This is a genomic window from Methylocella tundrae, assembly GCF_901905185.1.
GTDB classification, from domain to species: Bacteria; Pseudomonadota; Alphaproteobacteria; order Rhizobiales; family Beijerinckiaceae; genus Methylocapsa; species Methylocapsa tundrae.
Map to the genome: position 1 here is coordinate 140,470 of NZ_CABFMQ020000098.1, position 26,199 is coordinate 166,668.

The window sequence follows — 26,199 nt, forward strand, 5'->3', positions numbered from 1 at the left end:
GCCATTCGGCGACTTACAGTCAGGCTCAGCGGCATCGAAAGAGAAGGCTCTCCTTTGGCAAATTACATCGGTTCGATTGACCTAAAATCAACACGAGTTCCGATCGCCATTCCCTTGGGCGTGACGTGCGTTTTCGAATTTACCCAGTTATACTTAGGAGCCGATCCGCTCATTGTCTTTATGAGCGCCGCCGGGATCACGATTACATTTATTCCATTGTATATATACGGTCGTGACCTTTATGCAATGTTTTCAATATTATTCAGCGTTCGTTATATCGGTGCAGCCTTGGTTATAAAGACTCTGTACGGCCAGCCGCTACAAAGCAATCTCCTGGAACCCACCGCCTCCTACGCGTGGGCACTGCTTCTTATGGCTATTACTACAACGGTCATACTGGCTGCACGCCACTTTGATCCGGGAAAGACATTGTTTCCCTTTCCCAACGACCCAAAGAGCTTGCGCCGTCTGGCCCTTATCTGTTTTGTCATCGGCACCATAAGCTACGCCATTGTCGGAGCGACCGATAGCAATGGCACTGCCAGCGCTGGAGTTTTATTTATCGTCGTGTCGTCGCTGGCGAGCTTGAGCAATCTGGGTTTGATCGCCGAAGCGGCTTACGCCATCGAAAAGTCCGGTCGGCGCACCCTATTTTCTCCACGGCTATTAACCATGCTGGCCGCAACTCTTCTTATCGTTATCGCGCTGAATGCGCGCGGCGCATTTTTGAACGGCGTCATCGCCATAGTCGTCATAGCCTTCATTTATCGTGTAATACACTTTCGATATATTGTGATCGGCGCCTTGTTTCTAGCATTTTTTATGTACTTCTTGTCACCAATGACACTATACCTTCGCATGCAAAGAATGCCAAAGCTGCAATTTATTCAGCTGGCTTTGGACACTGCAGTGAAAGCCACATTCGATTCCAATTTTCGTAAGACAATTTACGAGACAGCAAAATATACAGCTCTCGGAGATATAAAAGACGATCCGCCTTATGACTACTATGGAGATCGGTCGAACGTTGGCAACAGACTCTCTTTTATCGGATTGCTCGACGCGGTCTATAGTGGCACCAAAACGCGAGCACTCATTGGAAGCACGGCAATCAAACGAAGTCTGTCTGACATCATGCCGGGCTTTCTAGGCTATGTTAAAGAGGACGCGAATTTGGGCGACTGGATGGGCTGGCAAGTCGGCATATTGCAGCCTCCGTACATTACTTACATTAATTTCGGCCTGCCAATGGAAGGGCTGGCGACCTGGGGATGGCCCGGTTTCATAGCCTATCCAGTAATATTCATTCTTCCTGTGCTTCTTGCCTTTGCGCGTATTTCAAGCTTCCGCATGCCTCTCCCTCTAAGCATATATTTGTTCACAATTTTGCAAACAGGCATGATCGAATGGCTGTCGAACGGTTTCATGGTTGCTCTAACAAGAGAAATTCCAGTTTTATTGGTCGCTCTAACCGGAATATACTTTGTCTTCTTTCGTCATTCCACCCGGCGCCATCCGCTTGCAATCGCCCCGTCTACACCGCATTGAGCCGCGCGAGCGATCTAATCGCCACTACGACGGCAGAGCATTGCCCCAAACGCGAGGGCAAGATCGCGCAATAGCGGCCGCATGGGACAAAAGCATAGACGTTGTTGTCCGTCCGCAATCGTTTCTAGAAGGTGCCTTACATGGTCAGTGCCGTGGACGACGTTGATCAAAGAGATATCTCGAACACATCAGCGCCTTCAGAGAAACTTGCCAAGCCAAAGCTTCGTCTGCATCTGCTCGATTCGATCCGCGGGTGGGCTTCGTTACAGGTTCTTTTCTTCCACATCGCCCATGAAATGTTCGCCCATAAAGTGCCCGAGCTTGGGTCGGATTGGCTGGGTTTTATTCTGAACGGCGGCTTTGCCGTCGCTGTATTCTTTGTTTTATCCGGAGAAGTTCTGGCGCACGGATACTTCGTTCGGAATGACATCAATATAGTGCGCAAGCTTGCGATCAAACGCTATGTACGTCTGACGATACCGATTATCGCGTCCTGCTTTATCGTATTCTGCCTGATGAAGGCAAACCTGATATTTTCTCATCAAGCAGCGGGCCTGCTCAATCGCGAGGACTGGCTTGGACAATTCCTGCGCTTTGAACCCAACATTCGAACCTTCTTGTCCTATTCACTCTACGGAGTATATTTTGATTACTCTAAAGAACTATCATATAATTCGTTTTTATGGACTATGAGTTTCGAATTATTTGGATCAGGGTTTGTTTTTCTTACTCTTTTTGTAACCCGAACCGCGGCGCAAAGATGGGCGGTTTACGCCGTCACGGGAGCTTTTATGCTTGTCTTCAGCCCGCTGCTTATGTGTTTTCTTTTTGGGATGATTTTTGGCGAAATGCGGGTGTCTGGCGTTTTCAAACGTTTTGCCGCGCATCCCGCGGCAAACTGGATCGCTCTCTTCATAGTGCTAGATGTCGGGCTCGGATTGACCATCTATCCGATGCTCCCGATACCGCAAGCGGGCGTCGCTCATCGGCTGAGTTTTGCGGCGGCGCTTTTTCTCTTTGCGATCTATAGCTCGAACTGGCTGGGAAGCGTGTTCGATAATCGTCTGTCCCATTTTTTAGGCGAGTTATCGTTTCCGATCTATCTCGTTCATTTCCCGATCATCGTGTCGCTACAGTCCTATCTGGTCCTGCGCATGTTTTCGGATGGCGTCGTCACTCGTCCAGGAGCATATCTCATCATCTTGACGACCATCTGCGCGAGTCTTCTCGCCGCATTCGCATTTCGCTATGTCGAGCGCTTCGCAATCCGGGCCTCCAATTCGTTCTTCGCATTTATCGACGGGTTTTGACCTTGCCGATCCGCCGCACAAGACGCCAGGAATTGAGATTCGATGCAGGCGATTACGCCAAATCGCTGCGAGCGCCGCAGCCCCCGCAGCGATAGATGAGAACCGACCCGCATGATCTATGATTATGGCGTCATCGGCGGCGGCATTGTCGGCCTCGCCGCCGCGCGCGAAATCGCTAAGGCGCGTCCGGGCGCCGCAATGGTCCTGTTTGAAAAGGAGGCCGCCATTTCGCGGCATCAGACCGGACATAATAGCGGCGTCATTCACTCCGGCATCTATTATGCGCCGGGAAGCTTCAAGGCGCGCTTGTGCCGGGACGGCGCGCTGGCGACCAAGCTTTTCTGCGCCGAGCACGGCATTCCGTTCGAGACTTGCGGCAAATTGCTTGTCGCCGCCAGCGCGGCCGAACTCACGCGCATGGAAGCCCTTTACGAGCGAGCGCGAGAGAACGCCATCGAGGTCGAGCGCATCGACGCGAAGGAACTGACGCGGCGCGAGCCGAATATCGTCGGCCTCGCAGCCCTCTTCGTACCCGCCACCGCGATCGTCGATTACAAGCGGGTCAGCACCGCCCTGGCGGATGATTTCAAAGCCGCGGGCGGCAATGTGGAGCTGTCGTCCGAGATCGTCGCCATCGAGGAAGAGGCCGACGCGGTTTCGGTTTCGACGCGTTCACAGACTTTCAGGACGCGAAGGCTCATCGTTTGCGGCGGCCTGCAAGCCGATCGCATCGCGCAAATGGCGGGCGTCGCGATCAGTCACCAGATCGTGCCGTTCCGCGGCGAATATTACACCGTGAACCCAAGGCGCGCCGGACTGATCAATGCGCTCATCTATCCGATACCCGACCCCGAGCTGCCGTTTCTCGGCATTCACCTGACGCGCACCATGGACCGCGGCGTCATCGTCGGCCCGAACGCCGTGCTTGGATTGGCGCGGGAGAAATATCAAAAATTCTCGTTTGAGGCGCGTGACGTTGCTTCCTTTGTCGCCTTTCCAGGATTCTGGCGCGCCATTCGTCCTCATTGGCGATCGGGACTGAGAGAATTCAGAAACGCGCTTTCGAAGCGGGCCTATCTCGAGGAATGCCGCAAATATTGTCCGAGCCTCACGATCGAAGATCTTGAGCCGGCTGTCGCCGGAATCAGGGCGCAGGCGGTGCTGCGCGACGGCAGCTTTGCCCATGATTTCCTTTTCGCCGAAACAGCGAGGACATTGCATGTCTGCAACGCTCCCTCTCCAGCGGCGACGTCGGCGATTCCGATCGGCCGCGTCATCGCCTCGAAAATTTTCGAGCGCGACAAATGACGGATGACGTTCATCGCCCTCAACAGATATTTCCCGAGAGGCAAAACGCGCCATTGGCGAATCGCTTCTTCGCGGCTATATTCCTTTCATCTTCAACGTAACGGAAGGAGGTGATCCAGTGTCTCATTGTCTCATGCTGCGGGCCCGGACCTGGACTCGCGCCTTTGAGGTTCTCGCCTCCTAAGGTGATCAGGCATCGCGCACCGCGGTCTGACAATGGAAGGGCTGTCCCATCGGGCGGCCCTTCTTTTTGCATCCGATCAACCCCTCCGCGCCGAATAAAGACACGCCTGCATTCGAACGGGATCTGCTCAAATCCTCGCCTGAAGCGAAGGATAACTGGCGTGATTGATCCGATGCGGGATCATCGTGGCGGAATCATCGCGCGTGCGGATCAGGCGCGCGAGGCGACCGACACGCCGGCAAGCCAGACACGCCAATCCTTGGCGGTGCCGTTAAAGGCGTTGCGGTCCACATAGCCCTTGATGCCGGCGACATGCCCTTCCGCCGTATGCTGCCAGAAGCGCCATTTTCGCGCGCCATATTTCAGCGCCGGATGGCATTTCACGCTTCGCACCCAGATCGGATAATCGTTGAACTCGCCCTGCATCACGTCGCGGTGAAAATCGACCGAGGTGTAGATGACCGGCCGCTTGCCGTAGGCGCGCTCCATCGCCGCGAGAATTGTCTTCATCTCAGCGATCGCCACTTCGCGCGGCAGCTTTCTCGGGCAGGTCTTTGATTGACCGTTCCACTCGACATCGAGAACGGGCGGCAAGGCGTCGGGATCGTTCGGCACATTGGCGGTGAACCAGGCCGCCTGCTCTTCCGCCGGCCGGCACCAATAGGCGAAATGATAAGCGCCGCGCGGGATGCCGGCGGCTTTCGCGGCGGCCCAGTTCCGGGCGAATTTCTCATCGACGTGATCGCCGCCTTCCGTCGCCTTGATCCAGGCGAACTGAACGCCAGAACCGCGCACGCTGTCCCAATCAATGTCGCCTTGATATTTGGAGACGTCGATGCCGTAGACTTCGTAATCCGACGGACTCGGAAACGGATCATCGCCAAGGCCGCCGCCGGCGCAGCCAGCGACGAGAAGCGTGAGCGCGAGCGCAAAGAAGGAAAAGGAAAGCTGCCGCATAATGCCTAAGCCAAATTCAATGCAATCAATCTAGCTGAAGTTTAGTAAAGCCTCGTTAACAAGTCGAAAAAACGGCGGCGCGGAGTCAATTTCACAGTCAGGCGCCGATGAAGCCGCCCGCCCGCGGCGCCGGACCGCCATCGAATGGCAATCGCCTTGCTGCTGGAGCGCCTCTTTTCATTATTCTCGACCCCCAACAAAGCCCAGCCTCCTGGACGCGGCGGCGACGCGAGACAAGAGCCGTCCTTTACCTTATTTCTAACTTTACGCTTGCTTGGCGCTGGCGCTCCCGCCTTTTTCGCGCCGCGGAACGGTCAGGAGTTATGGTTTTCTCCGGCGCGGCGAGCCGTGCGGGACCTCCCCCGCGCCCTTGGCCGCTCAATATTTTGCGAGAAGCTTCGGACCGCCGGCAAGCTCGATCCAGATGACAAAAACTCGGCCGTGAAATGGCTTGCGGTCTTTGAAATTTCATACAAATACGACATGCTCAACCGCACGATCCATCCGCAGGCGCGCGCTGCTTGAGGTGAGCCGTGCCGGTTTTATGTTCATGTGAACCGGCCGGGGAAAGTCCATAAGAGCGCGCTGTCCATCGGAGGCGATGGCGCCCGTGTCCTCCATCTGAATTCGCGCCGCCCGCCCTCTTCCTCGTCCGCGAAAGTCTTCTATGCTCTCCCAGTTTGTCGCCTTCACGTCGCTCGGCCGCAGGGCGCTGCCCAATCAATATGACGTGCTCGCCCTTGTGTTGATCTTCGCCGCCTTCATCGCGGCGGCGCATCTCTCGAGCGGCCTGACTTTGCCGATCGCTGCGCCGGAATCGACGGTCACTTCGCTTGATTATGCGCTTTTGCCCTATTACGCGCTGCGCACGACACTGCGCATGTTCGCGGCGATGGGACTTTCGCTGGTCTTTACCTTTATCTATGCGACGCTCGCCGCCAAGAGCCGTCGCGCCGAGCTTGTCCTCATTCCCATCCTCGACGTTCTCCAATCCGTTCCTATTCTCGGCTTTCTCTCTTTCACCGTGACCTTTTTTCTTGGCTTGTTTCCGGGCTCGATTCTCGGCGCCGAGTGCGCGGCCATCTTCGCCATTTTCACCTCGCAAGCCTGGAACATGGCGTTTTCCTTCTATCAGTCCCTGCGCAGCGTTCCGCGCGATCTGACCGAGGTGGCGCAGGGGTTCCAGCTTTCGGGGTGGCAGCGTTTTTGGCAATTGGACGCGCCCTTCGCCATGCCGGGGCTCATCTGGAACATGATGATGTCGATGTCGGGCGGCTGGTTCTTCGTCGTCGCCGCCGAGGCAATCTCGGTTGGCGACACGACCATCAAATTGCCCGGCATCGGCTCCTACCTCGCCCTCGCCATCGAACAGAAGCGGATTGACGCCGTCTTCGCGGCGATCGTCGCCATGGCCGTCGTCATCCTGCTCTATGACCAATTGTTGTTTCGCCCCCTCGTCGCATTCGGGTCGCGCTTTCGCGTCGAACTTTCGGCCGGCCAGGTCGAGGCGCGATCATGGGTCGCGCAAATGTTCGCGCGCACGCGTTGGCTCCGCGCTTTGACGCATCCGCCGGCCCAGCTTTTCCAGAGCATCGCTCTGCTGCGCCTGCAATGGCCGCGAGCGGCGGTTCGCCCGGGCGCGGCAAATCCGCTCATGGGCCGCATCATCGACATAGTCTGGCTGCTCGCGATCGCCGCGGTGATCCTATGGGCGGGGCGTCAGATCGTCCAATATGTGAGCACTGAACTGAGCTGGAGCGATTTCTGGGTCAGCGTCGAATACACATGTTTCACCATGCTCCGCGTCATCATCTTGATGATTCTTGCGACGATCGTCTGGGTTCCTGTCGGCGTCTGGATTGGCCTTCGGCCCCGGATCGCGGAAAAGGTTCAGCCGCTGGCGCAATTCCTCGCAGCCTTTCCGGCCAATGTGATCTTTCCCATCGCCGTCGTCCTCATCTTGAGGTTTTCGCTCAATCCCGACATCTGGCTCAGCCCCCTTATTGTCTTCGGCACGCAATGGTACATTCTGTTCAATGTGATCGCCGGCGCTTCGGCCTTTCCGAATGATCTCAAGGAAGCCGTCGCGGGTTTCCGCATTCGCGGCTGGGACTGGTGGAAGAGCGTCATCATTCCGGCGGTGTTCCCATTTTACGTCACCGGCGCCTTGACGGCTTCCGGCGGCTCATGGAACGCCGCGATCGTCGCCGAATATGTGAAGTGGGGCGACAAGACGATATCGGCGCATGGCATTGGCGCCTATATCGCCAAGGCGACCGAGGACGGCGACTTCCCGAAGATCGTGCTCGGCGTCGCCGTGATGTCGGTCTTCGTCATCTTGTTCAACCGGCTGCTGTGGCGGCCTCTGTTTGGTCTGGCCGAACGCCGCCTGCGTTTGGATTAAGGATGCCGCATGCTTGACGCCGCCGCAAAAACCTCGCTCGGAACCCGCGAACCGCTTCTCGAAGTCAAAAACGTCAGCCAGCACTATCAGACCGGATCGGGCGAGCAGGGTCCGGCCGTTCTCGACAATGTCTCGCTCTCTTTGAAAGAGGACGAGATCGTCGGCCTGCTCGGACGCTCCGGCTGCGGCAAATCATCTCTTTTGCGCATCGTCTCCGGCCTTGTCAGACCGGCCAGCGGCGACGTCAGCTATCTCGGCGCGCCGGTCGAGGGGCCGGTCGACGGCGTGGCGATGGTGTTCCAGAGTTTCGCGCTTTTCCCGTGGCTTTCCGTGCTCGCCAATGTGGAGCTGGGCCTTCGTGCTCGAAAAGTGCCGAAGGAGGAGGCAAGGCGGCGCGCTCTGAAGGCCATCGACCTCATCGGCCTTGATGGTTTCGAATCCGCTTTTCCGAAAGAGCTCTCGGGCGGCATGCGCCAGCGCGTCGGCTTCGCCCGCGCCCTTGTCGTGCATCCGAACATTTTGTTGATGGACGAGCCCTTTTCGGCGCTCGACGTCCTCACTGCCGAGACCTTGCGCACCGATCTTCTCGACCTTTGGGTCGAAGGGCGCATGCCAATCAAATCGATCCTGATGGTGACGCACAATATCGAAGAGGCGGTGTTGATGTGCAATCGCATCATCGTCCTCGCCTCCAATCCGGGCCGCATCGCCGCCGAGATCACGGTGACGCTACAGCATCCGCGCAATCGCCTCGATCCCGAATTCCGCCAGCTCGTCGACAAGATCTACGCGCTGATGACGAAGCGTCCCGAGCCTGTCTCTCCCGGCCGCGAGGGGACCTTTCCAGGCCTTGGCTTTGCGATGGCCTTGCCTCAGGTCTCAACCAACACCCTCGCCGGCATGATCGAAGAAATCGCCGCCGAACCCTATCATGGCCGCGCCGATCTGCCGGCGCTCGCCGACAGCCTGCAAATGGAGATCGACGAGCTGTTCCCCGTCGGCGAAACCCTGCAACTGCTGCGCTTCGCCGAAATCGAGGAAGGCGACATCAAGCTGACCCCCGCCGGCGCGCGCTTCGCCGACCTTGAAACCGACGCCCGCAAAAAGCTTTTCGGCGATCATCTGCTCGCCTATCTGCCGCTCGCAGCGCGCATCAAGGCGGTGCTGGAAGAGCGCCCGAGCCATACCGCGCGAGCAACCCGCTTCCTTGGGGAGCTCGAAGATTACATGTCCGAGGAATATGCCGAGCAGACGCTCAAAAGCGTCATCACCTGGGGCCGGTACGGCGAGGTCTTCGCCTATGATGAGAGCTCGGAAACGCTGAGCCTCGAGAATCCGCAATAGAGCATGATGCCGAAAAGTTGCTGACTTTTCATCCCCAGTATGGATTAAAACAAGCCCTAAAGGGCGGAATGCAATTCCGCTTAAATGCGTTCTGCTCCAGAGGGACGACCGATATGTTCTCGCGGCGCGCGTTTCTTGGCGGCTCGCTTGCGACCTGCGCGACATCTTTCGCATGCGGGCAAACAAGCGAGCCGCAGCCGACGATCCTGCGGCTGGAGCGCCGCGACATCGAGGTGAACGGCAAGGCGGCGTCCATTCTGGACATTCGCCAGCCGGGCGGCATGCTTGGCGTCGAGACGGAAGTCGGCAAGGCTTTTCGCGTGCGCGTCGAAAATCACCTCTCGGAACCGAGCCTCATTCACTGGCATGGGCTGAAGCCGCCGTGGCGACAGGATGGCGTGCCCGACATTTCTTCGCCGCCGTTCGCGCCGGGCGAATCCGCCGATTACGACTTCCCGCTCACATTCGACGGGACATTCTTCATGCATTCGCATCAGGGACTGCAAGAGCAGCTGCTGATGTCCGCGCCCTTGATCATCCGCGATCCCCAGGCGCCGAAGCAGCAGGAAATCATCATCGAGCTTGCCGATTTCAGCTTTACGCCGCCGGAAGAGATCTATGCCGCGCTACGCAAGCCCGCCATGGGCGTCATGAGCGGCATGTCTATGGGCGCCGGCATGGCCGATATGCCGGACATGAAGATGGGCGGCGACGCAAAGCCCGACCTCAATGACGTGAAATATGACGCATTTCTCGCCAACCGCCGCACGCTGGCGGACCCCGAGGTCACGAAAGTCGAGGCTGGCGGGATGGCGCTGCTGCGCATCATCAATAGTTCGGCAATGAGCGCCTATCATATTGATCTCGGACAGATCGAAGGCGATCTCGTCGCCGTCGACGGGCACGCCGTCGCCCCCATCCGGGCGCGGCGTTTTCCGATCGCGCCGGCGCAGCGGCTCGACATCGGCCTGATATTTCCGAAAGGACCGGGCGCCTATCCCATTCTGGCGATCCTCGAAGGAGATCGGAGCCAGACCGGCGTCATTCTCGTCGCGGGCGACGCCGAAGTCCGGCGCGCGCCGGAGCTTGCGGATCAAGCCTCGGCGCCGATCGATTTCGATCTCGAAAGTCGACTTCGCGCCGAAGATCCTCTGGCAGCGCAGCAGGCGGACCGGGTGCATAGGCTGGAGCTGACGGGCGCCATGTCAGGCTATCAATGGTCGATCAATGGCGTCGCCTACACGAAGGACACGCCGCCCTTGCCGGTCTTCGCCGGCGAACGGGTGGAGCTCGTCTTCGTCAACAGGACAATGATGTCGCATCCAATGCATCTGCATGGCCATTTCTTTCAGGTCGTCGACATCAACGGCGAAAGATTTGCCGGCGCGATGCGCGACACCGTGCTTGTGCCGCCAAAGACGACGGTGACGGTCGCCTTCGACGCAGACAATCCCGGCTGGTGGGCGATGCACTGCCATCTGCTCTATCATATGGAGGCCGGCATGTTCACGACGATCCGCTACGTCTGAGCCAATAGCTCACCCAAGGCTGAACCAGAGCGTCGCAATGCCAAGGAACGATCCGTAGCCGACGACATCCGTCACCGTGGTGACGAAGGCGCTCGATGAGACCGCCGGATCAATATCGAAATGATCAAGGATTCTCGGGATCAAAATGCCGCCGAGCGCGCCCGCGACAAGGTTGGTCAACATGGCGAGCGCGATGACGACGCCTATTCCAGCAAGGCCGAACCAATAGCCGGCGACGACGCCGGTCAGAACGCCAAAGGCGGCGCCGTTCAAGGCTCCGACAAAAATCTCGCGCCAAAGAACGCGCGTGGCGTTGGAATGCGACAGTTCCCTTGTCGCCAGGGCGCGCACCACCACCGTCATCGTCTGCGTCGCCGCATTGCCGCCCTGGCTCGCGACGATCGGCGCGAGCACGGCGAGCGCCACCATTTTTTGCAATGAACCCTCGAACAGCCCGAGCACAGCGGACGCGACGAAGGCGGTGATCAGATTGACGAAGAGCCAGACGAAACGGCTTTTGGTGGTCCACCAGACGGTATCGGAAAGCTCTTCCGATTCAGAGACGCCGCCGAGCGCCTTCAGATTGGCGTCGGCCTCTTCCTGTATGACGTCGACGACGTCATCGATGGTGATGACCCCGACAAGACGCTCGCCCTCGTCGACGACGGCAACCGAGACGAGATTGTAGCGCTCAAAGACACGGGCGACATCCTCCTGATCCTCGGTCACTTCCACCCGGCGGCGGTCCGATGACATGATGTCCTGGAGCAAGGTCGTGCTTCTCGCGCGCAGCAATGTGTCGAGGAACAGCGTTCCGAGCAGCCGGTGCGCCGGATCGACGATGAAGATCTCGAAGAATGAGTCCGGCAGATCGGCTTCATCGGCGTCGCGCATGACGTCGATCGCCTGCCCCGCCGTCCAATAGGGCGGCGCCGTTACAAAGGTCGTCTGCATCAGACGGCCGGCCGAATGCTCCGGATAGTCGAGCGAGCGTTGCAATTGCGCGCGATCAATCGGCGGCAGCGCGCCCAGAATTTCGGCCTGGTCCTCCGGCTCGAGATCTTCGAGCAGGGTCACGGCATCGTCGCTCTCGAGTTCGCGCACGCCCTCGGCGACGGCCCGGTTCGGCAATTCCTCAAGAATTTCGTCGCGAATATTGGCGTCGATTTCGGTCAGCGCGGCAAAGTCGAAGTGCGGCCCCATCAATTCGACCAGCCTCAATCGCTGATCGGAATCGAGCGCGACGAGAAGCGCGCCAAGATCGGACTCGTGCAGGGCGCCGGCGAGCTCTATGACGCCCTCAGCGTCGCCGGCCGCGAGCGCCGCCTTCACTTTATCGAGAAATTCCGACTTGAAGCCGCCATCTTCATCGTAGATCGATGCGGAGCCGGCGGCGATGAGGTCCTGCTCTTCCATATCGGCCATGCCCGCGATCGATCCTCGTCAGCCTGTGCAATCTGGTTCATAGAGTTCTTTTATGATCTGGCAAATCGACAAGCAGCCGAAACCTCCGGGCGGCGCTTGAGTTTCATGTGGAGGCGCACAATGCCCGCGGGCAAGATGCTGCGAGCGGGCGCGCCGCGCGCGATCTGTCTCGCGGTGGGTCTATGGATGGGCGCGGCGGCGGCCGCGGCCCCGCCCTCTGTCGGGGCCTGCGGGCCGGACAAGCTCGGCGTCAGCCGCACCTTGTCCCTGAACACGCAGGGCGGATTTGAAGCCGGCCTCAAAACCTATCCGAGGACGCTCGCGCTAGCCGACCATGAAATCGTCCTGACCTTCGACGACGGCCCGGCCAGCGGCTCGACCGCCAAGGTGCTGGACGCTCTCGCCGCCGAATGCGTCAAGGCCACTTTCTTTCTCATCGGCCGCAATGCGCAAAGCCTCCCGCGCCTCGTGCGGCGCGAAATCGCCGAAGGGCATAGCGTCGCTCATCATACGTTTTCGCATCCGGCCGCGACCCTGCGCCGCCTCAGCGAAGCCGCCGCCAAAGCGGACATCGACAGGGGCTTTGCGGCCGACGACAAGGCCGCCTATGGGGCGCCCGGCGCGGAACCGCGCGTAAAATTCTTCAGATTTCCCGGCTTTGCCGATACGCCAGAGCTCGACGCCTGGCTCGCCTCGCGCAATATCGCAATCTTCGGCGCCGATGTCTGGGCCTCCGACTGGCTGCCGATGTCGCCGAAGGACGAGCTTGCCCTTATCCTTTCCCGGCTCGAGCAGACGAAGGGCGGCATCCTTTTGATGCATGACATCAAGGCGCAAACCGCGGCGATGCTGCCGGATCTCTTGCGCGAATTGAAGCAACGCGGCTTCCATATCGTGCATATTCAGCAGGGCGACGATCCGCCGCCGCTGCGCGCCGCCCCCTCCGGCTGGACGTCCGAAACGGAAAAGATCATCTCGCAGATTTTTTCGCAGGAATCCGCGCAAAAAAGCCGCGGCGCAGCGGGAAAAGGCGGCGCGGAAAAAGCCGCGATTCCGCAAATTCCCGAGGGCTCCGGCGCCGCGCGCCCTTAAAAAAAAACGACGCCTGCTCTGGCGTCGTCATCGCGCTCAAGAGCGCGAAAAGATTGGTGCGGCCAAGAGGACTCGAACCTCCACCCCTTTCAGGACTAGCACCTCAAGCTAGCGCGTCTACCAGTTCCGCCATGGCCGCGGATAACCGTGCTTGTGAGCAAGAAGCTCCGCACGGGGCAGGCGCGTCGTCTAACAAATGCGTGGGCCGCTGGCAAGGCCGCGTTGGGGATTTCCGCCGATCGCGTGAGAAGGCGCAAAAAGTGCAGACTCCCGGCTTCGGATCGTGCAGAGCATAATCGCAATGCGCGCCGTTTTCCGGCCGATCCCGCGACGATATCGAAAGACAAGCAGGCCTGACGAATCATGACCTCACGCGACAGGCTGGAAACAGGCTCATGGAAGCGGACGGACGGCGTGCCCGTCGAATGGCGCGTGTCCGGCGGGCTAACGCCCTACGCGGCTGCGCTCGCCTTCATGGAGGAGCGAGCCGTGGCAATCGCCGCCGACGAGGCGCGGGAACAAGTGTGGCTCCTCGAACATCCGCCGATTTATACGGCGGGAACGTCGGCGAAAGAGGCCGATCTCGTCGATGCGCGCTTTCCTGTGCACAAGACCGGCCGGGGCGGCCAATATACCTATCACGGACCCGGCCAGCGGGTCGCTTACGTGATGCTCGACCTCAGGCGGCGCCGGCCCGACATCCGCGCCTTTGTCGCGGCCCTCGAGAGCTGGATCATCGCGACGCTCGACGCCTTCAACGTCAAAGGAGGCCGGCGCGAGGATCGGGTCGGCGTGTGGACGCCGCGGCCGGACAAGCCGCGCGGGTTGGGGGGCGAAATCGCCGAGGACAAGATCGCCGCGATCGGCATCCGCATCAAGCGTTGGGTGTCATTCCACGGCGTTTCCCTGAACGTTGAGCCCGATCTGTCGCATTTTTCCGGCATCGTTCCGTGCGGCATCGCGACGGCGCATTATGGCGTGACGAGCCTCGTTGATCTTGGCCTTCCGATCGCCATGAGCGACGTCGACGCAATTCTGGCGCGCGAATTCGAAGCGATTTTCGGCCCGCTCCTTCGAATTTAATGCTTTGCGAATCAGCAAAGATAGCGATTGGCGCGCCGCGCTTCCTTGAGATCCCAGACCAGTCGCCCGATGCCCGAGGTGCGCGTCACAATGTACCGCGGCGTCAAACGGCCGCCGAATCCGGCGTAAAAGGCGACGCTTTCATTGCTGCTTATGCCGTCGAAATCAAAAACGAGGCCAAGTTGCATTGCATCCTGGACCGCTTCCCAGAGCAGAAAGCTCACGGCTCCATCATGGGCGTCCAAGCTGCGCGACGTCATGAAATAATAGGCCGACGTCTTGTCCCAGATGCACCAGATCGCGGCGGTCAGACGATCGTCCTTGTCTCTTGCCGCATAAATGCGCCCGCGCTGGCGCAGCAGGCACTGTTCGGCGCAGGCGAGGACAGCATGCTTTTTATAATGATTTGGCAGGCCCCGCTCGCTGACGTTCTTCTCGTAGAAGCGCCAGAAAAGTTCAGGATCGTTGATCGTTGACGCTTTCAAGATCTCCTGCGCCCTGCGAATCTGGCTGCGTTTCTTTTTGCGCATGCCGCTCCAGATGGCGTCAGCCGGTTTTGGCGCAAGTTCCTGCGTGAACTGGACGGAGGTCGCAAATTTTTCCTGCTGAAAGGCGATGACGTCGGTCACATCACGCTGGCATTTATAATTATAGATGGCGGCGGGCGGCAGCTTGGCGATCAGTTCGCGCGTGATGGCGGTGCGATTATAGGCTTGGGCGTCGGCGTCTCCGCCGCCAGCGTCAATGGCGGGTCCGAGAACATGGGTCATACCGGGCGGGACGCTGAATTTCAGCCCGAATTTATTTTTCATGAAATAGGGCAGCCAGCCGACGCGTTTGCCGTTGGTTATAACCTCGACGCATTCATATTGACCGCCGGTGACAATATCGAGCCACCATTTCTCATGATAAATGGTCGGCGCGAGCTCATCGATCATGACTTTTGGCGCTGGAAAAACATGTTCCATCGGGCATTCCCCCCGTCAATATAATTGAAATAGTTTTAGGAGGAAATTTACGGTGCACACTACCCCCCTTAGTATACAATCTATTCTTTCAATTTCTATTAAAAAAACAACCTTAAAAGATACACGCAAATAAATTGCTGGCATAAATCAGAGTTTAAGTAAGCCACAATCCATTGCCTCAATGAAGCATTTCTCCTGAAAGTCTTCATCGAGGCGGGCCTATGAACGACGCCAGGATTCAGAGTAATGTCCCAACGAATTGAATCTCCGTTTACCTTGTAGCACGCTTTTCCTTGAACGCCGGATCGACAGGGATCAAAGAGAAAAGCTCTCGCGCAGAGTCCTATCAATATTTGTTTATTCAGAAGAGTTATCGCAAAATGTTCGATCGTAATGCGGGCTGATCCACCTGCCGCATGAGAATCAGGTCCCCACTCGCTCGCGGCCGCCCCGTTTTTTTTTGCCCTCGGACGCGACTCCAATCAAATTGCGAAATCTTTTGGTCCGATCGGCGACTGGCTGATACACCGCGCTCCAAAGTAGGTCTGCGTATTTCGACACATTCCGAAGGCCTGCGCAAGCACGCCAGAAGCCAAGCATTATGGGCCTTCAGTATGACGAACTGACAACCCTCGGGCCGGATACTAAGGAATGCGCTCTATGGAAGTTCAACCAGAAGCCCGTCCCGCAGCGTGATGCGGCGATCCATACGGTCCGCGAGCTCCATATTATGCGTCGCGATCAAGGTTGCGAGCCCGGTCGCCCTGACGATGGCGTCGAGGGCCTCAAAAACGTGATGGGCGGTTTTCGGATCGAGATTGCCCGTGGGCTCGTCCGCCAGCAGGAGCCCCGGCCCGTTCGCCACCGCCCTTGCGATCGCGACGCGCTGCTGTTCGCCGCCCGAAAGCTCCGCGGGCCGATGGTCAGCGCGCGCCGAAAGACCGAGATAATCCAGAAGCTGAGTGGCTCGCTCCCGCGCTTCCTTGCGCGAATGTCCGGCGATCATCTGCGGCAGCATGATATTTTCGAGCGCGGAGAACTCCGGCAGCAGATGGTGAAACTGGTAGACGAATCCGATCTCGCTGCGCCGCAGAGCGGTGCGGGATTCATCCGCCATAGCGACCGTTGGCACGCCTGAGATATAGACCTCGCCCGCGTCCGGACGCTCGAGCAGGCCCGCGATATGCAGCAAGGTCGATTTGCCAGCCCCGGAGGGCGCGATCAGCGCGGCCGACTGGCCCGCCCACAGTCCAAAATCGGCGCCGCGCAAAATGTCGAGCGGCGCGCCCGCCTGATCGTAGCGGCGTTCAACCTTCTCCAGATAGAGGGCCGGGGCGGACATCGCTATTCGTAACGCAGCGCTTCGACCGGATCGAGCTTTGCGGCGCGCCAGGACGGGTAAATCGTCGCAAGGACGGAAAGCGCCAATGTCATGCCAACGACAGTCAGCACGTCGACAGGATCGACCACCGACGGCAGGCGCGACAGAAAATATAGCTCGGCGGGAAACAGATTGGCGTGCAGCAGATGGTTCAGGAGCTGGCGGATCGTCTCGACATTGCCGGCGACGAGAAGGCCGAGCAAAAAGCCAGCGAATGTGCCGACGACGCCGATGGAGGCTCCGGTGATGAGAAAGATCCGCATGATGCCGCCGCGCGTCGCGCCCATCGTGCGCAGTACCGCTATGTCGTGGCTCTTGTCTTTGACCAGCATGATAAGGCCGGAGATGATGTTAAGCGCGGCGACGAGGACGATCAGCGTCAAGATCACGAACATGACGTTGCGCTCGACGTTCAGCGCGTCGAAGAATGTCCGGTTGCGCTCGCGCCAGTCGGTCATGATCATCGGACGCGTCACCGCCCCGTCGATCTTGCTGCGCACCGCGTCGAGATCTTCGGGCCTGTTTAGGAAGACTTCGATGACGCTCGCCTCATTGTCCTTGTTGAAGAAACCCTGCGCCTCCGGCAACGGCATATAGACGAAAAGATTATCGAATTCCGCCATGCCGATCTGGAAGATCGCAGTCACGGGGTAGACCTTGCTGCGGGGAGCGACGCCAAAGGGCGTCTGCGGCCCATTGGCGATCAGCACTTTGATCTTGTCGCCGACGCGCAGTCCGAGATTTTCCGCGATCCTCTGCCCGATCGCAACGCCGCCAGCCTTGTCGAAGCCGTCGAGCGCGCCAAACTTGACGTTGCCTGCGATGCCCGGGAGGCGCTTGATGTCAGCCTCTCGAATGCCGCGAACGAGGGCGAAGGCCATGCTGGTGGTCGAGACCGCGGCGGGTCCTTCGACCATGGGAATGGCGAGCTGAACCCCCGGAATGGCGGCGACTTCGCGCGACACTTCATCATAATCGGTCAGCGGCGAATCGGCGGCCTGCAGAAAAATATGGCCATTGATGCCGACAATCTTGTCGAGCAGATCCTTGTGAAATCCGTTCATCACCGACATGACGACAATCAGGGTCGCGACGCCGAGCATGATTCCCGCGAAGGAAAAACCGGCGATGACCGACACAAAGCCGCTTGAACGTCGTGCGCGCAGATAGCGCAGCGCGACCATCCATTCAAACGCCGCGAATGGCCGCGCGCCGCCGGGTGAGGATCGCATCATGCGAGCGTCAGACGTGAGATCGCCTCGTCGACGCTCAGCGACTCGCGCGCCCCGGTCGCCCGCGTCTTCACCTCGACTTTCCCTTCGGCCAGGCCTTTGGGGCCGACGATGAGCTGATATGGCAGGCCGATGAGATCGAGCTTGGCGAATTTCGCGCCCGGCCTCTCGTCGCTGTCGTCATAGAGCACGTCGACGCCCGCCGTTTCGAGGGCCTCGTAAATTTTTGCGCAGGCGGCGTCGACGGCGTCGTCGCCGGCTTTCAGATTGGCGAGCCCGACCTTGAACGGCGCGACGGACGCCGGCCAGATGATGCCGGCTTCGTCATGGTTGGCCTCGATCAGCGCCCCGACGAGACGCGACACGCCGACCCCATAAGAGCCGCCCTGGAACGGACGCTCGACGCCGTCGGGCCCCGTGATCATGGCGTGCATCGGCTTTGAGTATTTGTCGCCGAAGAAAAACACCTGTCCGACCTCGATGCCGCGGGTGTGGATGCGCCTGCCTTCCGGCGTCTCGCGCTCGAAACGGGCCTCGTCATGGACGTCCTCGGTCGCGGCATAGAGGCTCGTCCACTGCTTTACGATGGGCGACAAATCGCCGTCGTAATCAACGGTCTCATCGGGAACGGGCAATTCCAAGACGCCAGCGTCACAAAATACAGCCGATTCTCCGGTTTCGGCGAGAATGATGAATTCATGACTCTGATCGCCGCCGATCGGCCCGGTTTCCGCGCGCATTGGAATGACGCGCAAACCCATGCGCGCGAAGATGCGCAGATATGAGACGAACATACGGTGATACGCGAGCCGCGCCGACGCCTCGTCGACATCGAAGGAGTAAGCGTCCTTCATCAAGAATTCGCGACCCCGCATGACGCCGAACCGCGGCCTTTGCTCGTCGCGGAACTTCCATTGGATATGATAGAGGATTTTCGGCAATTCGCGATAGGAGCGCACATAAGCGCGAAAAATCGCCGTGATCATGTCCTCATTGGTCGGCCCGTAGAGCAGCTCGCGCTCGTGCCGGTCCTTGATCCGCAGCATTTCCGGCCCATAGGCCTCATAGCGGCCGGTCTCCCGCCAAAGGTCCGCAAGCTGCAACGTCGGCATCAACAGCTCGATCGCCCCGGCGCGATTCATTTCCTCGCGCACGATCTCAGTGACCTTCTGCAAAACGCGAAGGCCGAGCGGCAGCCAGGTATAGATGCCGGCGGCTTCCTGCCGGATCATGCCGGCGCGAAGCATCAAACGATGCGAGACGATTTCAGCTTCTTTGGGCGTTTCGCGCAGAATCGGCAGAAAATAACGGGAAAGGCGCATGGATCAGGGACACGTGTCTTGAGAGCGGGCAAAATGGAAAACGAGGTTTAGGACGCGCGCCGCCGAAAGGCAAAGGCGCAAACGCAAGCGCGGCGGCCAAATCGCCTCCGCGCCCGTTCGTCCGGCTCTCATCAACAAGGAAGACTTGATGTCGCCCGAAAACCGGTTTCCGCCTTTCGGCGGCATGCCCTACCGTCAGTCCGACTTTTGCTTGAGATTTCCTATCACTTTAATGGGAAGATCGGCATTCACTTTTTGCAAACGGCGCTTACGCTCGAGGGGCTTATCGCCGTGAACAGAGGCCGCCCATGCGCGCGTTGATCGTCGTCGCCCATCCGCTAGTCTAGCCCGCTACCAGCGCAGCAGGCGTGCGCCCAGCACGGCGCCGAGGCCTGTGAGCAGCGCGATCGCCAATGGATACCAGACCGCTACGAAAAGAGGCGAATCGTCCGGGCAATGCGTCGCGTAGAGGGCGGCGCCGATCGCGCCGGCGAAAAGCCCCGCTCCGGCGCCGGCGAGAGCCGGACGCTCCGGCGCCCCATTACGCAGCGCGAACAATGTCGCAATGAGCGGCGCAAAGCCAAGAAAGGGAATGCTTTTCAGGCAAACCATCGAATTGGAGCCGACCAGCCTCGGACCCCATTGCGCGGCCGGAACGACGGCCAGTTCGACGCCGACGCCGATCGCAAGCAACGCCGGCGGGACAACGGCCAGCATCAAAGCGCCGTGGACGGCGGCGCCCGGCCGGAACAGGCGCAAGACCAGCAGCCCGGAGAAGGCGACCAGCAAGTCGCAGACGATCAGCTTGAACAAAAATCGCGGCTCGGCGAGCAGCGCCAGAAAATGAGGCCTTGGGCCCAGAACCGCGAGAAACAGGCACACGGCGATCACGACGGCGGGGATCAAAGCAAGCGTCAACGCGCGACGAGGCGCCGGCGGCGTGACCTGATCTTCGGAAAGCGCGTTGAGGAGTTCGCTCGTCTTCATGACTCAACTCTTCGAAATTTCGCAGCCAGCGCCGCCAGTCCGCGATGCAGGGCGACGCGAACGGCGCCGTTGCTCATCGACAGAAGGGTGGCCGTTTCGTCGATCGAGGCGCCTTCGACCGCGATGCAGCGCACGACATTGCGTTGTCCGGGCGGCAGGCCGTCGAGGTGGCGGCTGACGTCCGAGACGATAGACTCAGAATCATCACTGCCGCCCGGCAGGACCTCCGCGAAATCGTCGATCGAAAGCTCGATCCGGCGGCCGCGCCGGCGCAGGGCGTCGATCAGCTTGTGGCGCGCGATGGCGAAAAGCCAGGGGCTGAGCGGCGCGTCCTGATCCCAGGTCTGCCGTTTGAGGTGCACCGCGAGCAGCGTCTCCTGCAAGACATCCTCGGCATCCGCTATCGCCGCACCGGCGCGCACGACGCCCTTTCGCGCGAAGGCTCGCAACGCCGGAGTCAATTCAAGCAACAGCCGCCGGTACGCCGCCGCGTCGCCCGCGTTGCTCGCGCGCATCAGTCCGGCCCATTCTTTTTCGCGGTCCTCAACGCGCACGCGCGCTCCATCTTTCATACATTCGGCGTCCAGGGCCCCTGCGTTACGCTGTAGCGCGGCTTCACGGTCACTTTTTTGTCAACCGGGAAAGCGCAAAAGCAGCCGTAACGCTGGCCGTCCAGCCACCGTAATAGACAACGCCGGGCTGAAGCAGCCTGCGCCTATCCTACCTTTCGATAAAGGAAACATTCATGACCGCCAAGGACAAGATGGCCTCCGCCTCCCTCGCCGGCGCTTTTGCGACGGCTCTGACCCTGCTCGCTTCGCAAGCCTCCGCCGGCCCCGCCCCCGCGCAGCCAGGCAAGGACAAATGCTACGGCGTTGCCCTCAAGGGTCAAAACGATTGCGCCGCGGGCGCGGGCACGACCTGCGCCGGCACCTCGAAGGTCGATTACGACGGCGCCCATTGGAAATATGTCGCCAAGGGCACATGCGACACCATCACGACCCCGCATGGCATGGGATCCATGACCCCCTCCAAGTCCTGAAGATCGGCATCGAGGCGCGCGGGATCATCCTCGCGCCTCCCTTTTCATCGACGCCGCAAGGGTTTGCCATGTCCTTTTTTTCGGCCTCACGCCTTCCCGCCACCGCCGGCGCTGGTTTCAAGCCAGAGCATTTCGCGGCAATCACGGCGGAGCGTCAGCCCATCGGCTTCTTTGAAGTCCATGCGGAAAATTATATGGGCGACGGCGGCGTTCCACACGCGCAGCTGCGTTTCCTGCGCGACCATTACGCCCTTTCGCTGCACGGCGTCGGCCTCTCGATCGGATCGACGGAACCGCTCGACCGCGAACATCTTCGCCGCCTGAGACTGCTTTGCGATCGCTACGAGCCCGAGAGCTTCTCCGAGCATCTTGCATGGTCCTCGCACGGCGGCGCTTTTTTCAACGATCTTCTGCCGCTGCCCTATACGGAGGCCACGCTCGCCGCCGTCATCACCCACGTGGATGAAACGCAAGATGCGCTCGGACGGCAGATTCTTATCGAAAATCCGGCGACCTATGTGCGTTTCGCGGAAAGCACGATCCCCGAGACGACATTTCTCACCGAACTCGCTCGCGCGACCGGCTGTGGGCTGTTGCTCGACCTCAACAACGTCTTCGTCAGCGCACACAATCATGGCTCCGGCGCCAACGCCTATCTCAACCATTTCCCTTTGCATCTCGTCCGCGAAATCCACCTCGCCGGATTCTTTGAGACTGCTGACAACGCATCCGCGCCGCTTCTCATCGACTCGCATGGATCGCCTGTCGCCGACAAGGTGCGCATGTTGTTTGATATGACAATCGAACGGGCCGGCCCGCTGCCAACTTTGATTGAGTGGGACAATGACGTACCGCCTTTCGAAATTCTTCTCGGCCAAGCCGTGATCGCGCAACAGCGGCTGGATGCGTTCTCGCGTAATGTCAAAACACGCCCGGCGGCCTGACCATGACGATGGTAGACATCATACAACAATTCCAAACGGATTTCGCCGCCGCGTTGCGCGATCCTTCGGTGGCGCCTCCGGCCGGGATCGTCTCAGACGTCGCGCCAGCGCCGGCCAAGCGCTTCGCGGTCTACCGCAACAATGTCATGGTCGGCCTCATCAGCGCGCTCGAGGCGCGCTTTCCGGCGACGCGGCGCATCGTCGGCGAAGAGTTCTTCAAGGCGAGCGCCCGCGTCTTCGCAGGGGCGCATCCACCACATTCGCCCCTGATGACGACCTACGGCGATGAATTTCCCGATTTCCTCGCGGCGTTCGAACCAGCCGCCAAGGTCCCGTATCTCGCCGACGTCACGCGCATCGAGGCGGCGCGGACGCGCGCCTATCACGCAGCCGACGTCCGCCCGCTTGCGGCGTCAGACCTCGCGGGCGTCTCCGCTGCAGCCATAGGCGAACTGCGTTTCGCGCTGCACCCTTCCCTGGAGATCGTCCGCTCCGTTTTTCCTGTGGTGACGATCTGGGCGATGAACGCGGGCGAAATGGTTTTGGCGCCGGTTGCGCATTGGCGCGGCGAAGATGCGCTCATCCTGCGTCCCGCCTTCGAAGTCGAGGTGCGGCGCTTGCCGCCCGGGGCGGCGGCGTTTCTTCAAAGCCTCAAATCCGGCGAGCCCCTGGGCGAGGCCGCGGCGGTCGCGCGGCAAGATAGTCGCAGTTTCGATCTGGCGATTAACCTCGCCTCGCTCGTCAGCGCCGGCCTCGCCATTCGGACAATCATTTCATAAAGAAGGAACGAGCTGATGGACATTTCGCAAAGCTATGGCGCGCCGAACACGGTTCGTCCGATCCGCGCCGCGATCGACAGTTTCGATCGCATTCCACAATCTTTTGTGTCCCTTTGCGCGCGGATCTTTCCCGCCGCCGTCTTTTGGATGTCGGGCCAGACGAAAGTCGACGGATGGCGTCTGAGCGACAGCGCGATTGATCTCTTTCGCGACGAATACCGGCTTCCGCTGATCGATCCTTCGATAGCGGCGCATATTGCCGCCTTCGCCGAACATTTCTTTCCGGTTCTGCTGGTCCTTGGCCTCGCCAGCCGGTTTGCCGCATTGGCTCTACTCGGCATGACCGCAGTCATTGAAATCTTCGTCTATCCCGACGCCTGGCCGACGCATGGCGTCTGGGCGACCTGCTTTCTCGTGGTCATCGCGCGGGGCCCCGGCGCGCTTTCGCTGGACCATCTGATCGCGCGGCGCTTCGGCTTTTCTGGAAACAAGCCATAAAGCCGGGCTTTTCGTTCCCAGCCCAAGCCACGCGGAACTTTTTGGCAGGTTGCGCATTGTGGCTTGTAGCGACGCTTCAGGCAGGAGAAAAAGGAATGACGCGTAGTCTCTTGACACTCACCCTCTTTTCGGGGCTTGCCCTCGGGGCCACCACGCTTTACGCGCAAACGCCTTTCCCGATGAGCGCGTCGCCGTCGCAGTATTCAGCGCCCGCGATCGGCGTCGAGCCGACAGCGCCGCTGCGAGAAGGCCGCAGCGCGTTCGTCGCTCAGCGTCCAGGCGAAATCTCCGGCGCATTCGACGATTTTGCGCGCCCGATTGATTACAAGGGCTATTCGTCCGATCAATAAGCGCGGCGGCTCAGGGCTCGAAATCGAGCCCAATGTCGAGGATAGGCGCGCTGTGCGTCAGCCAGCCGATTGAAATCAGGTCGACGCCTGAGGCGGCGACAGCTGGCGCTGTCGACGGGGTGATGCGGCCTGACGCTTCCGTCAGCGCGCGGCCATCGACTAGCGCGACAGCCTTTGTCAACGTTTCGGGGCTCATGTTGTCGAGCAACACCGCGTCGACGCCTTCATCAAGCGCCTCGACAAGCTGCTCCAACGTATCGACCTCAAGCTCTATCTTCACGAGATGGCCGGCGCCTGCGCGCGCGCGCCGCAACGCTTCCCTGACGCCGCCGGCGATCGCCACATGATTGTCCTTGATCAGGACGGCGTCATCGAGGCCAAAGCGATGATTGCCGCCGCCGCCGGCGCGCACCGCATATTTTTCGAGCGCCCGCAAGCCCGGTGTGGTTTTTCGGGTGCAGACAATCTTGGCGCCGTAACCGCGCACCGCCGCGACCACCGCCGCCGTAGCGGTGGCGACGCCGCTTAGATGACAAAGATAATTCAAAGCGGTGCGCTCGGCTGTGAGAATGCCCCGCGCTGGTCCTGTGACGACCGCGATGCGATCCCCCGCGCCCACCGCCGCGCCATCCTGACGCTCAACGCGGACAAAAATCCGCGCGTCGATCAGTTCGAAAGCAAGCCGCGCAAGGTCGAGCCCGGCGACGACGCCGGGCTGGCGCGCGACCAACACGGTCCGGGCATTCAGCCCCGCGGGGACGATGGCGTCCGAGGTGATGTCCCCTGCCCGGCCGAGATCTTCGAGAAGCGCGGCGCGAACGAGTGGTTCGATGGCAATCTTTGGCAGCGGCGCAAGAGTTGACGCAAGGCTCATCGCAAGTCTCAACCACGTTGAATCGGGCGTTTGTCAAAGAACCGGATAGGCGCTACGCCAACGGTATTTGCCTCGCCTGGAAATGCTCAATCGACCAGTTCGGGAACAAGCGCCTCCGCCGCGCGCATCGCTTCCTCAAGCTGCAAAGTCGATCTTTGCGGCGTAGCCGCGGGACATGGAAAATCAGTGCGCGCATGAGCGCCTCTGCTCTCATTTCGGCGTAACGCCGCGACCGCGATCATCAATCCGACGATGGCGGCGTCGCTCGCCGCCCGGTGATCCCGCGCCAAAGCAAACAATGTCCCAACGGCCTCGCGTAGTCCCTCGCCGTCGCGCAAAACGCCAACCGCGCGTGTCATGATCTGGCGCACCGGAGCCGGATCGTCGGGAACAATGGGCTGAAGATCGCAGTGAACTTTCCGCCGGCGGACGGGGCTGGTCGAGGCGACGCTTTCTGCGACGAAGCCGCCGCAAACGACCGCCTCAAGCAGAGAATTGCTGGCAAGCCGGTTCGCACCATGGAGGCCCGTGCAGGCCGCCTCGCCGCACGCCCAGAGCCCTTCGACCGAAGTTCGTCCCATAAGATCCACATTGACGCCGCCCATGTGATAATGCGCCGCCGGACGGATCGGGATCGGCTGCGTCGCTGGGTCGACGCCCGCCGCCTGGCAAAAGCTCGTGATCGCGGGAAAGCGCTGGGCGAAACCGGCGCCGACGGCCTCGCGCGCGTCGAGAAAAACACGATGCCCCGCCGCCAGTTGCGCAAAGACAGCGCGCGCCACGATGTCGCGCGGCGCAAGTTCGGCGCCTGGTTTGCCGGCCATGAAGCGGCGTCCGGTTTCGTCGATCAGGATGGCGCCTTCGCCCCGTACGGTCTCGCTGATGAGCTTCAGCGGAAAAGAGTCGCTGTCGAGCGCCGTTGGGTGGAACTGCACAAATTCGAGGTCGGCCATCACGGCTCCTGCGCGAGCGGCCAGCGCCAGCCCTTGACCGAAAGAACCTGCCGGGTTGGTGCCATATTGGTAGAGGCCGCCAACGCCCCCTGTTGCGATGACGATGTGATTGGAGGCGAACAGAACGGGTCCGGTCTCCGCCTCGGCGACGACGCCGGTGACGGCATTGTCTTCGACGATCAGACGGTGCGCCGAGATCCCCTCGATAACCGTAATCGTTGGCGTGTTGCGGACGCGCTCAACCAGCGCACGCATGATTTCGCGGCCGCTGCCGTCGCCGCCGGCATGGACGATGCGGCGGCGCGAATGCGCGGCTTCAAGGCCAAGCACAAGACGCCCTTCCGCGTCGCGATCGAACGGCGCGCCATAGCGGATCAGTTCCTCGATCGCGGCGGGGGCGGCGCTTAGAATGGAATGCGCGACAGCCGCATCGCACAGCCCGTCACCGGCTTTGAGCGTATCGGCAAGATGCAAAGCGACGTCATCATCCGGTCCAAGACTCGCCGCGACGCCGCCCTGCGCGAGCACGCTCGACGCTTCAAGGCCCAGCGGCGCCTTGCTCAAGACGATGGCCGGCATCGGCGCCAAGGCAAGGGCCGTCGACAATCCGGCGAGACCGCCGCCGACAATGATGCAAGCGCCCGTGGCGTCCATTTCGGTCACCCTAAATCTGTGTTCGGTGTGT

At 60.2% G+C, this 26,199-nt stretch carries 23 protein-coding genes and 1 tRNA gene; 13 read left to right on the plus strand and 11 right to left on the minus strand.

Annotated features, from left to right (window positions below; translation table 11 throughout):
• The first annotated feature begins 54 nt into the window (after window positions 1-54).
• The 3 genes from MPC4_RS15625 (at window position 55) to lhgO (ending at window position 4,166) form a co-directional block, all read left to right on the plus strand.
• A complete protein-coding gene (locus MPC4_RS15625) occupies window positions 55-1,548 on the plus strand; it encodes a hypothetical protein (protein ID WP_174513319.1) in 1,494 nt (497 codons plus the stop codon).
• A gap of 140 nt (window positions 1,549-1,688) precedes the next feature.
• Window positions 1,689-2,858: an acyltransferase family protein gene (locus tag MPC4_RS15630; RefSeq protein ID WP_174513320.1), complete on the plus strand. Its 1,170-nt coding sequence runs from the start codon at window positions 1,689-1,691 to the stop codon at window positions 2,856-2,858.
• A gap of 111 nt (window positions 2,859-2,969) precedes the next feature.
• Entirely contained in the window at window positions 2,970-4,166 is a 1,197-nt protein-coding gene (gene lhgO, locus MPC4_RS15635; protein ID WP_174513321.1) for an L-2-hydroxyglutarate oxidase, read from the plus strand.
• Between the two features lie 394 nt (window positions 4,167-4,560).
• Here lhgO and MPC4_RS15640 read toward each other — a convergent pair whose 3' ends face one another.
• The gene (locus MPC4_RS15640) at window positions 4,561-5,307 is read right to left on the minus strand and encodes a glycoside hydrolase family 25 protein (protein ID WP_174513322.1); all 747 of its coding nucleotides are present in this window, start codon (window positions 5,305-5,307) and stop codon (window positions 4,561-4,563) included.
• 667 nt (window positions 5,308-5,974) lie between these two features.
• On the opposite strand from MPC4_RS15640, the gene MPC4_RS15645 reads away from it, so the two are divergent.
• The 3 genes from MPC4_RS15645 (at window position 5,975) to MPC4_RS15655 (ending at window position 10,584) form a co-directional block, all read left to right on the plus strand.
• Complete coding sequence (locus MPC4_RS15645) at window positions 5,975-7,711, plus strand: ABC transporter permease (RefSeq protein WP_174513323.1); 1,737 nt, start codon at window positions 5,975-5,977, stop codon at window positions 7,709-7,711.
• 9 nt (window positions 7,712-7,720) lie between these two features.
• On the plus strand, window positions 7,721-9,055 hold the full coding sequence (locus tag MPC4_RS15650; RefSeq protein ID WP_174513324.1) for an ABC transporter ATP-binding protein: 1,335 nt from the start codon (window positions 7,721-7,723) through the stop codon (window positions 9,053-9,055).
• Between the two features lie 113 nt (window positions 9,056-9,168).
• Entirely contained in the window at window positions 9,169-10,584 is a 1,416-nt protein-coding gene (locus MPC4_RS15655) for a multicopper oxidase family protein (protein WP_244629053.1), read from the plus strand.
• Window positions 10,585-10,593: 9 nt separating this feature from the next.
• Here the strand turns inward: MPC4_RS15655 and mgtE are convergent, their stop codons facing one another.
• Window positions 10,594-12,009, minus strand: a complete 1,416-nt coding sequence (gene mgtE, locus MPC4_RS15660) for a magnesium transporter (RefSeq protein ID WP_174513326.1) — start codon at window positions 12,007-12,009, stop codon at window positions 10,594-10,596.
• A 120-nt stretch (window positions 12,010-12,129) separates the two neighbouring features.
• On the opposite strand from mgtE, the gene MPC4_RS15665 reads away from it, so the two are divergent.
• Window positions 12,130-13,101 (plus strand): polysaccharide deacetylase family protein, encoded by a 972-nt coding sequence (locus MPC4_RS15665; RefSeq protein WP_244629054.1) that lies wholly within the window; start codon window positions 12,130-12,132, stop codon window positions 13,099-13,101.
• Window positions 13,102-13,155: 54 nt separating this feature from the next.
• On the opposite strand, the gene MPC4_RS15670 is transcribed toward MPC4_RS15665, so the two are convergent.
• Window positions 13,156-13,240, minus strand: a tRNA-Leu gene (locus tag MPC4_RS15670).
• 224 nt (window positions 13,241-13,464) lie between these two features.
• Between MPC4_RS15670 and lipB the strand changes: the two genes are divergently transcribed.
• Window positions 13,465-14,184 carry a lipoyl(octanoyl) transferase LipB gene (gene lipB, locus MPC4_RS15675; RefSeq protein ID WP_174513327.1) on the plus strand — a complete coding sequence of 240 codons (720 nt, stop codon included), beginning with the start codon at window positions 13,465-13,467 and terminating at the stop codon, window positions 14,182-14,184.
• Between the two features lie 11 nt (window positions 14,185-14,195).
• On the opposite strand, the gene MPC4_RS15680 is transcribed toward lipB, so the two are convergent.
• From MPC4_RS15680 to MPC4_RS15705, 6 genes are all read right to left on the minus strand, one after another.
• The gene (locus MPC4_RS15680) at window positions 14,196-15,152 is read right to left on the minus strand and encodes a GNAT family N-acetyltransferase (protein WP_174513328.1); all 957 of its coding nucleotides are present in this window, start codon (window positions 15,150-15,152) and stop codon (window positions 14,196-14,198) included.
• A 658-nt stretch (window positions 15,153-15,810) separates the two neighbouring features.
• Complete coding sequence (locus MPC4_RS15685) at window positions 15,811-16,494, minus strand: ABC transporter ATP-binding protein (RefSeq protein WP_134488328.1); 684 nt, start codon at window positions 16,492-16,494, stop codon at window positions 15,811-15,813.
• Window positions 16,495-16,496: 2 nt separating this feature from the next.
• Complete coding sequence (locus tag MPC4_RS15690; protein WP_174513329.1) at window positions 16,497-17,768, minus strand: lipoprotein-releasing ABC transporter permease subunit; 1,272 nt, start codon at window positions 17,766-17,768, stop codon at window positions 16,497-16,499.
• Complete coding sequence (proS, locus tag MPC4_RS15695; RefSeq protein ID WP_174513330.1) at window positions 17,765-19,087, minus strand: proline--tRNA ligase; 1,323 nt, start codon at window positions 19,085-19,087, stop codon at window positions 17,765-17,767. Before proS ends, MPC4_RS15690 begins: the two co-directional genes overlap by 4 nt.
• Before the next feature lie 351 nt (window positions 19,088-19,438).
• Window positions 19,439-20,074 (minus strand): NrsF family protein, encoded by a 636-nt coding sequence (locus tag MPC4_RS15700; protein ID WP_174513331.1) that lies wholly within the window; start codon window positions 20,072-20,074, stop codon window positions 19,439-19,441.
• Window positions 20,071-20,646: a sigma-70 family RNA polymerase sigma factor gene (locus MPC4_RS15705; RefSeq protein WP_174513332.1), complete on the minus strand. Its 576-nt coding sequence runs from the start codon at window positions 20,644-20,646 to the stop codon at window positions 20,071-20,073. The genes MPC4_RS15700 and MPC4_RS15705 overlap by 4 nt, the downstream gene beginning before the upstream one ends.
• Before the next feature lie 173 nt (window positions 20,647-20,819).
• Here MPC4_RS15705 and MPC4_RS15710 point away from each other — a divergent pair, with 173 nt between their 5' ends.
• The 5 genes from MPC4_RS15710 (at window position 20,820) to MPC4_RS15730 (ending at window position 23,687) form a co-directional block, all read left to right on the plus strand.
• Window positions 20,820-21,116 (plus strand): BufA1 family periplasmic bufferin-type metallophore, encoded by a 297-nt coding sequence (locus tag MPC4_RS15710; RefSeq protein WP_134486405.1) that lies wholly within the window; start codon window positions 20,820-20,822, stop codon window positions 21,114-21,116.
• Between the two features lie 68 nt (window positions 21,117-21,184).
• Entirely contained in the window at window positions 21,185-22,060 is an 876-nt protein-coding gene (gene bufB / locus MPC4_RS15715) for an MNIO family bufferin maturase (RefSeq protein WP_174513333.1), read from the plus strand.
• Window positions 22,061-22,062: 2 nt separating this feature from the next.
• Window positions 22,063-22,839 carry an HvfC/BufC N-terminal domain-containing protein gene (locus MPC4_RS15720; RefSeq protein ID WP_244629055.1) on the plus strand — a complete coding sequence of 259 codons (777 nt, stop codon included), beginning with the start codon at window positions 22,063-22,065 and terminating at the stop codon, window positions 22,837-22,839.
• Between the two features lie 15 nt (window positions 22,840-22,854).
• Window positions 22,855-23,337: a DoxX family protein gene (locus MPC4_RS15725; RefSeq protein ID WP_174513334.1), complete on the plus strand. Its 483-nt coding sequence runs from the start codon at window positions 22,855-22,857 to the stop codon at window positions 23,335-23,337.
• Between the two features lie 95 nt (window positions 23,338-23,432).
• Complete coding sequence (locus tag MPC4_RS15730; protein ID WP_174513335.1) at window positions 23,433-23,687, plus strand: hypothetical protein; 255 nt, start codon at window positions 23,433-23,435, stop codon at window positions 23,685-23,687.
• Window positions 23,688-23,697: 10 nt separating this feature from the next.
• Here the strand turns inward: MPC4_RS15730 and nadC are convergent, their stop codons facing one another.
• Both nadC and MPC4_RS15740 read right to left on the minus strand, forming a co-directional pair.
• Window positions 23,698-24,561, minus strand: a complete 864-nt coding sequence (gene nadC / locus MPC4_RS15735; protein WP_174513336.1) for a carboxylating nicotinate-nucleotide diphosphorylase — start codon at window positions 24,559-24,561, stop codon at window positions 23,698-23,700.
• 86 nt (window positions 24,562-24,647) lie between these two features.
• Complete coding sequence (locus MPC4_RS15740) at window positions 24,648-26,168, minus strand: L-aspartate oxidase (RefSeq protein WP_174513377.1); 1,521 nt, start codon at window positions 26,166-26,168, stop codon at window positions 24,648-24,650.
• Window positions 26,169-26,199 lie beyond the last annotated feature (31 nt).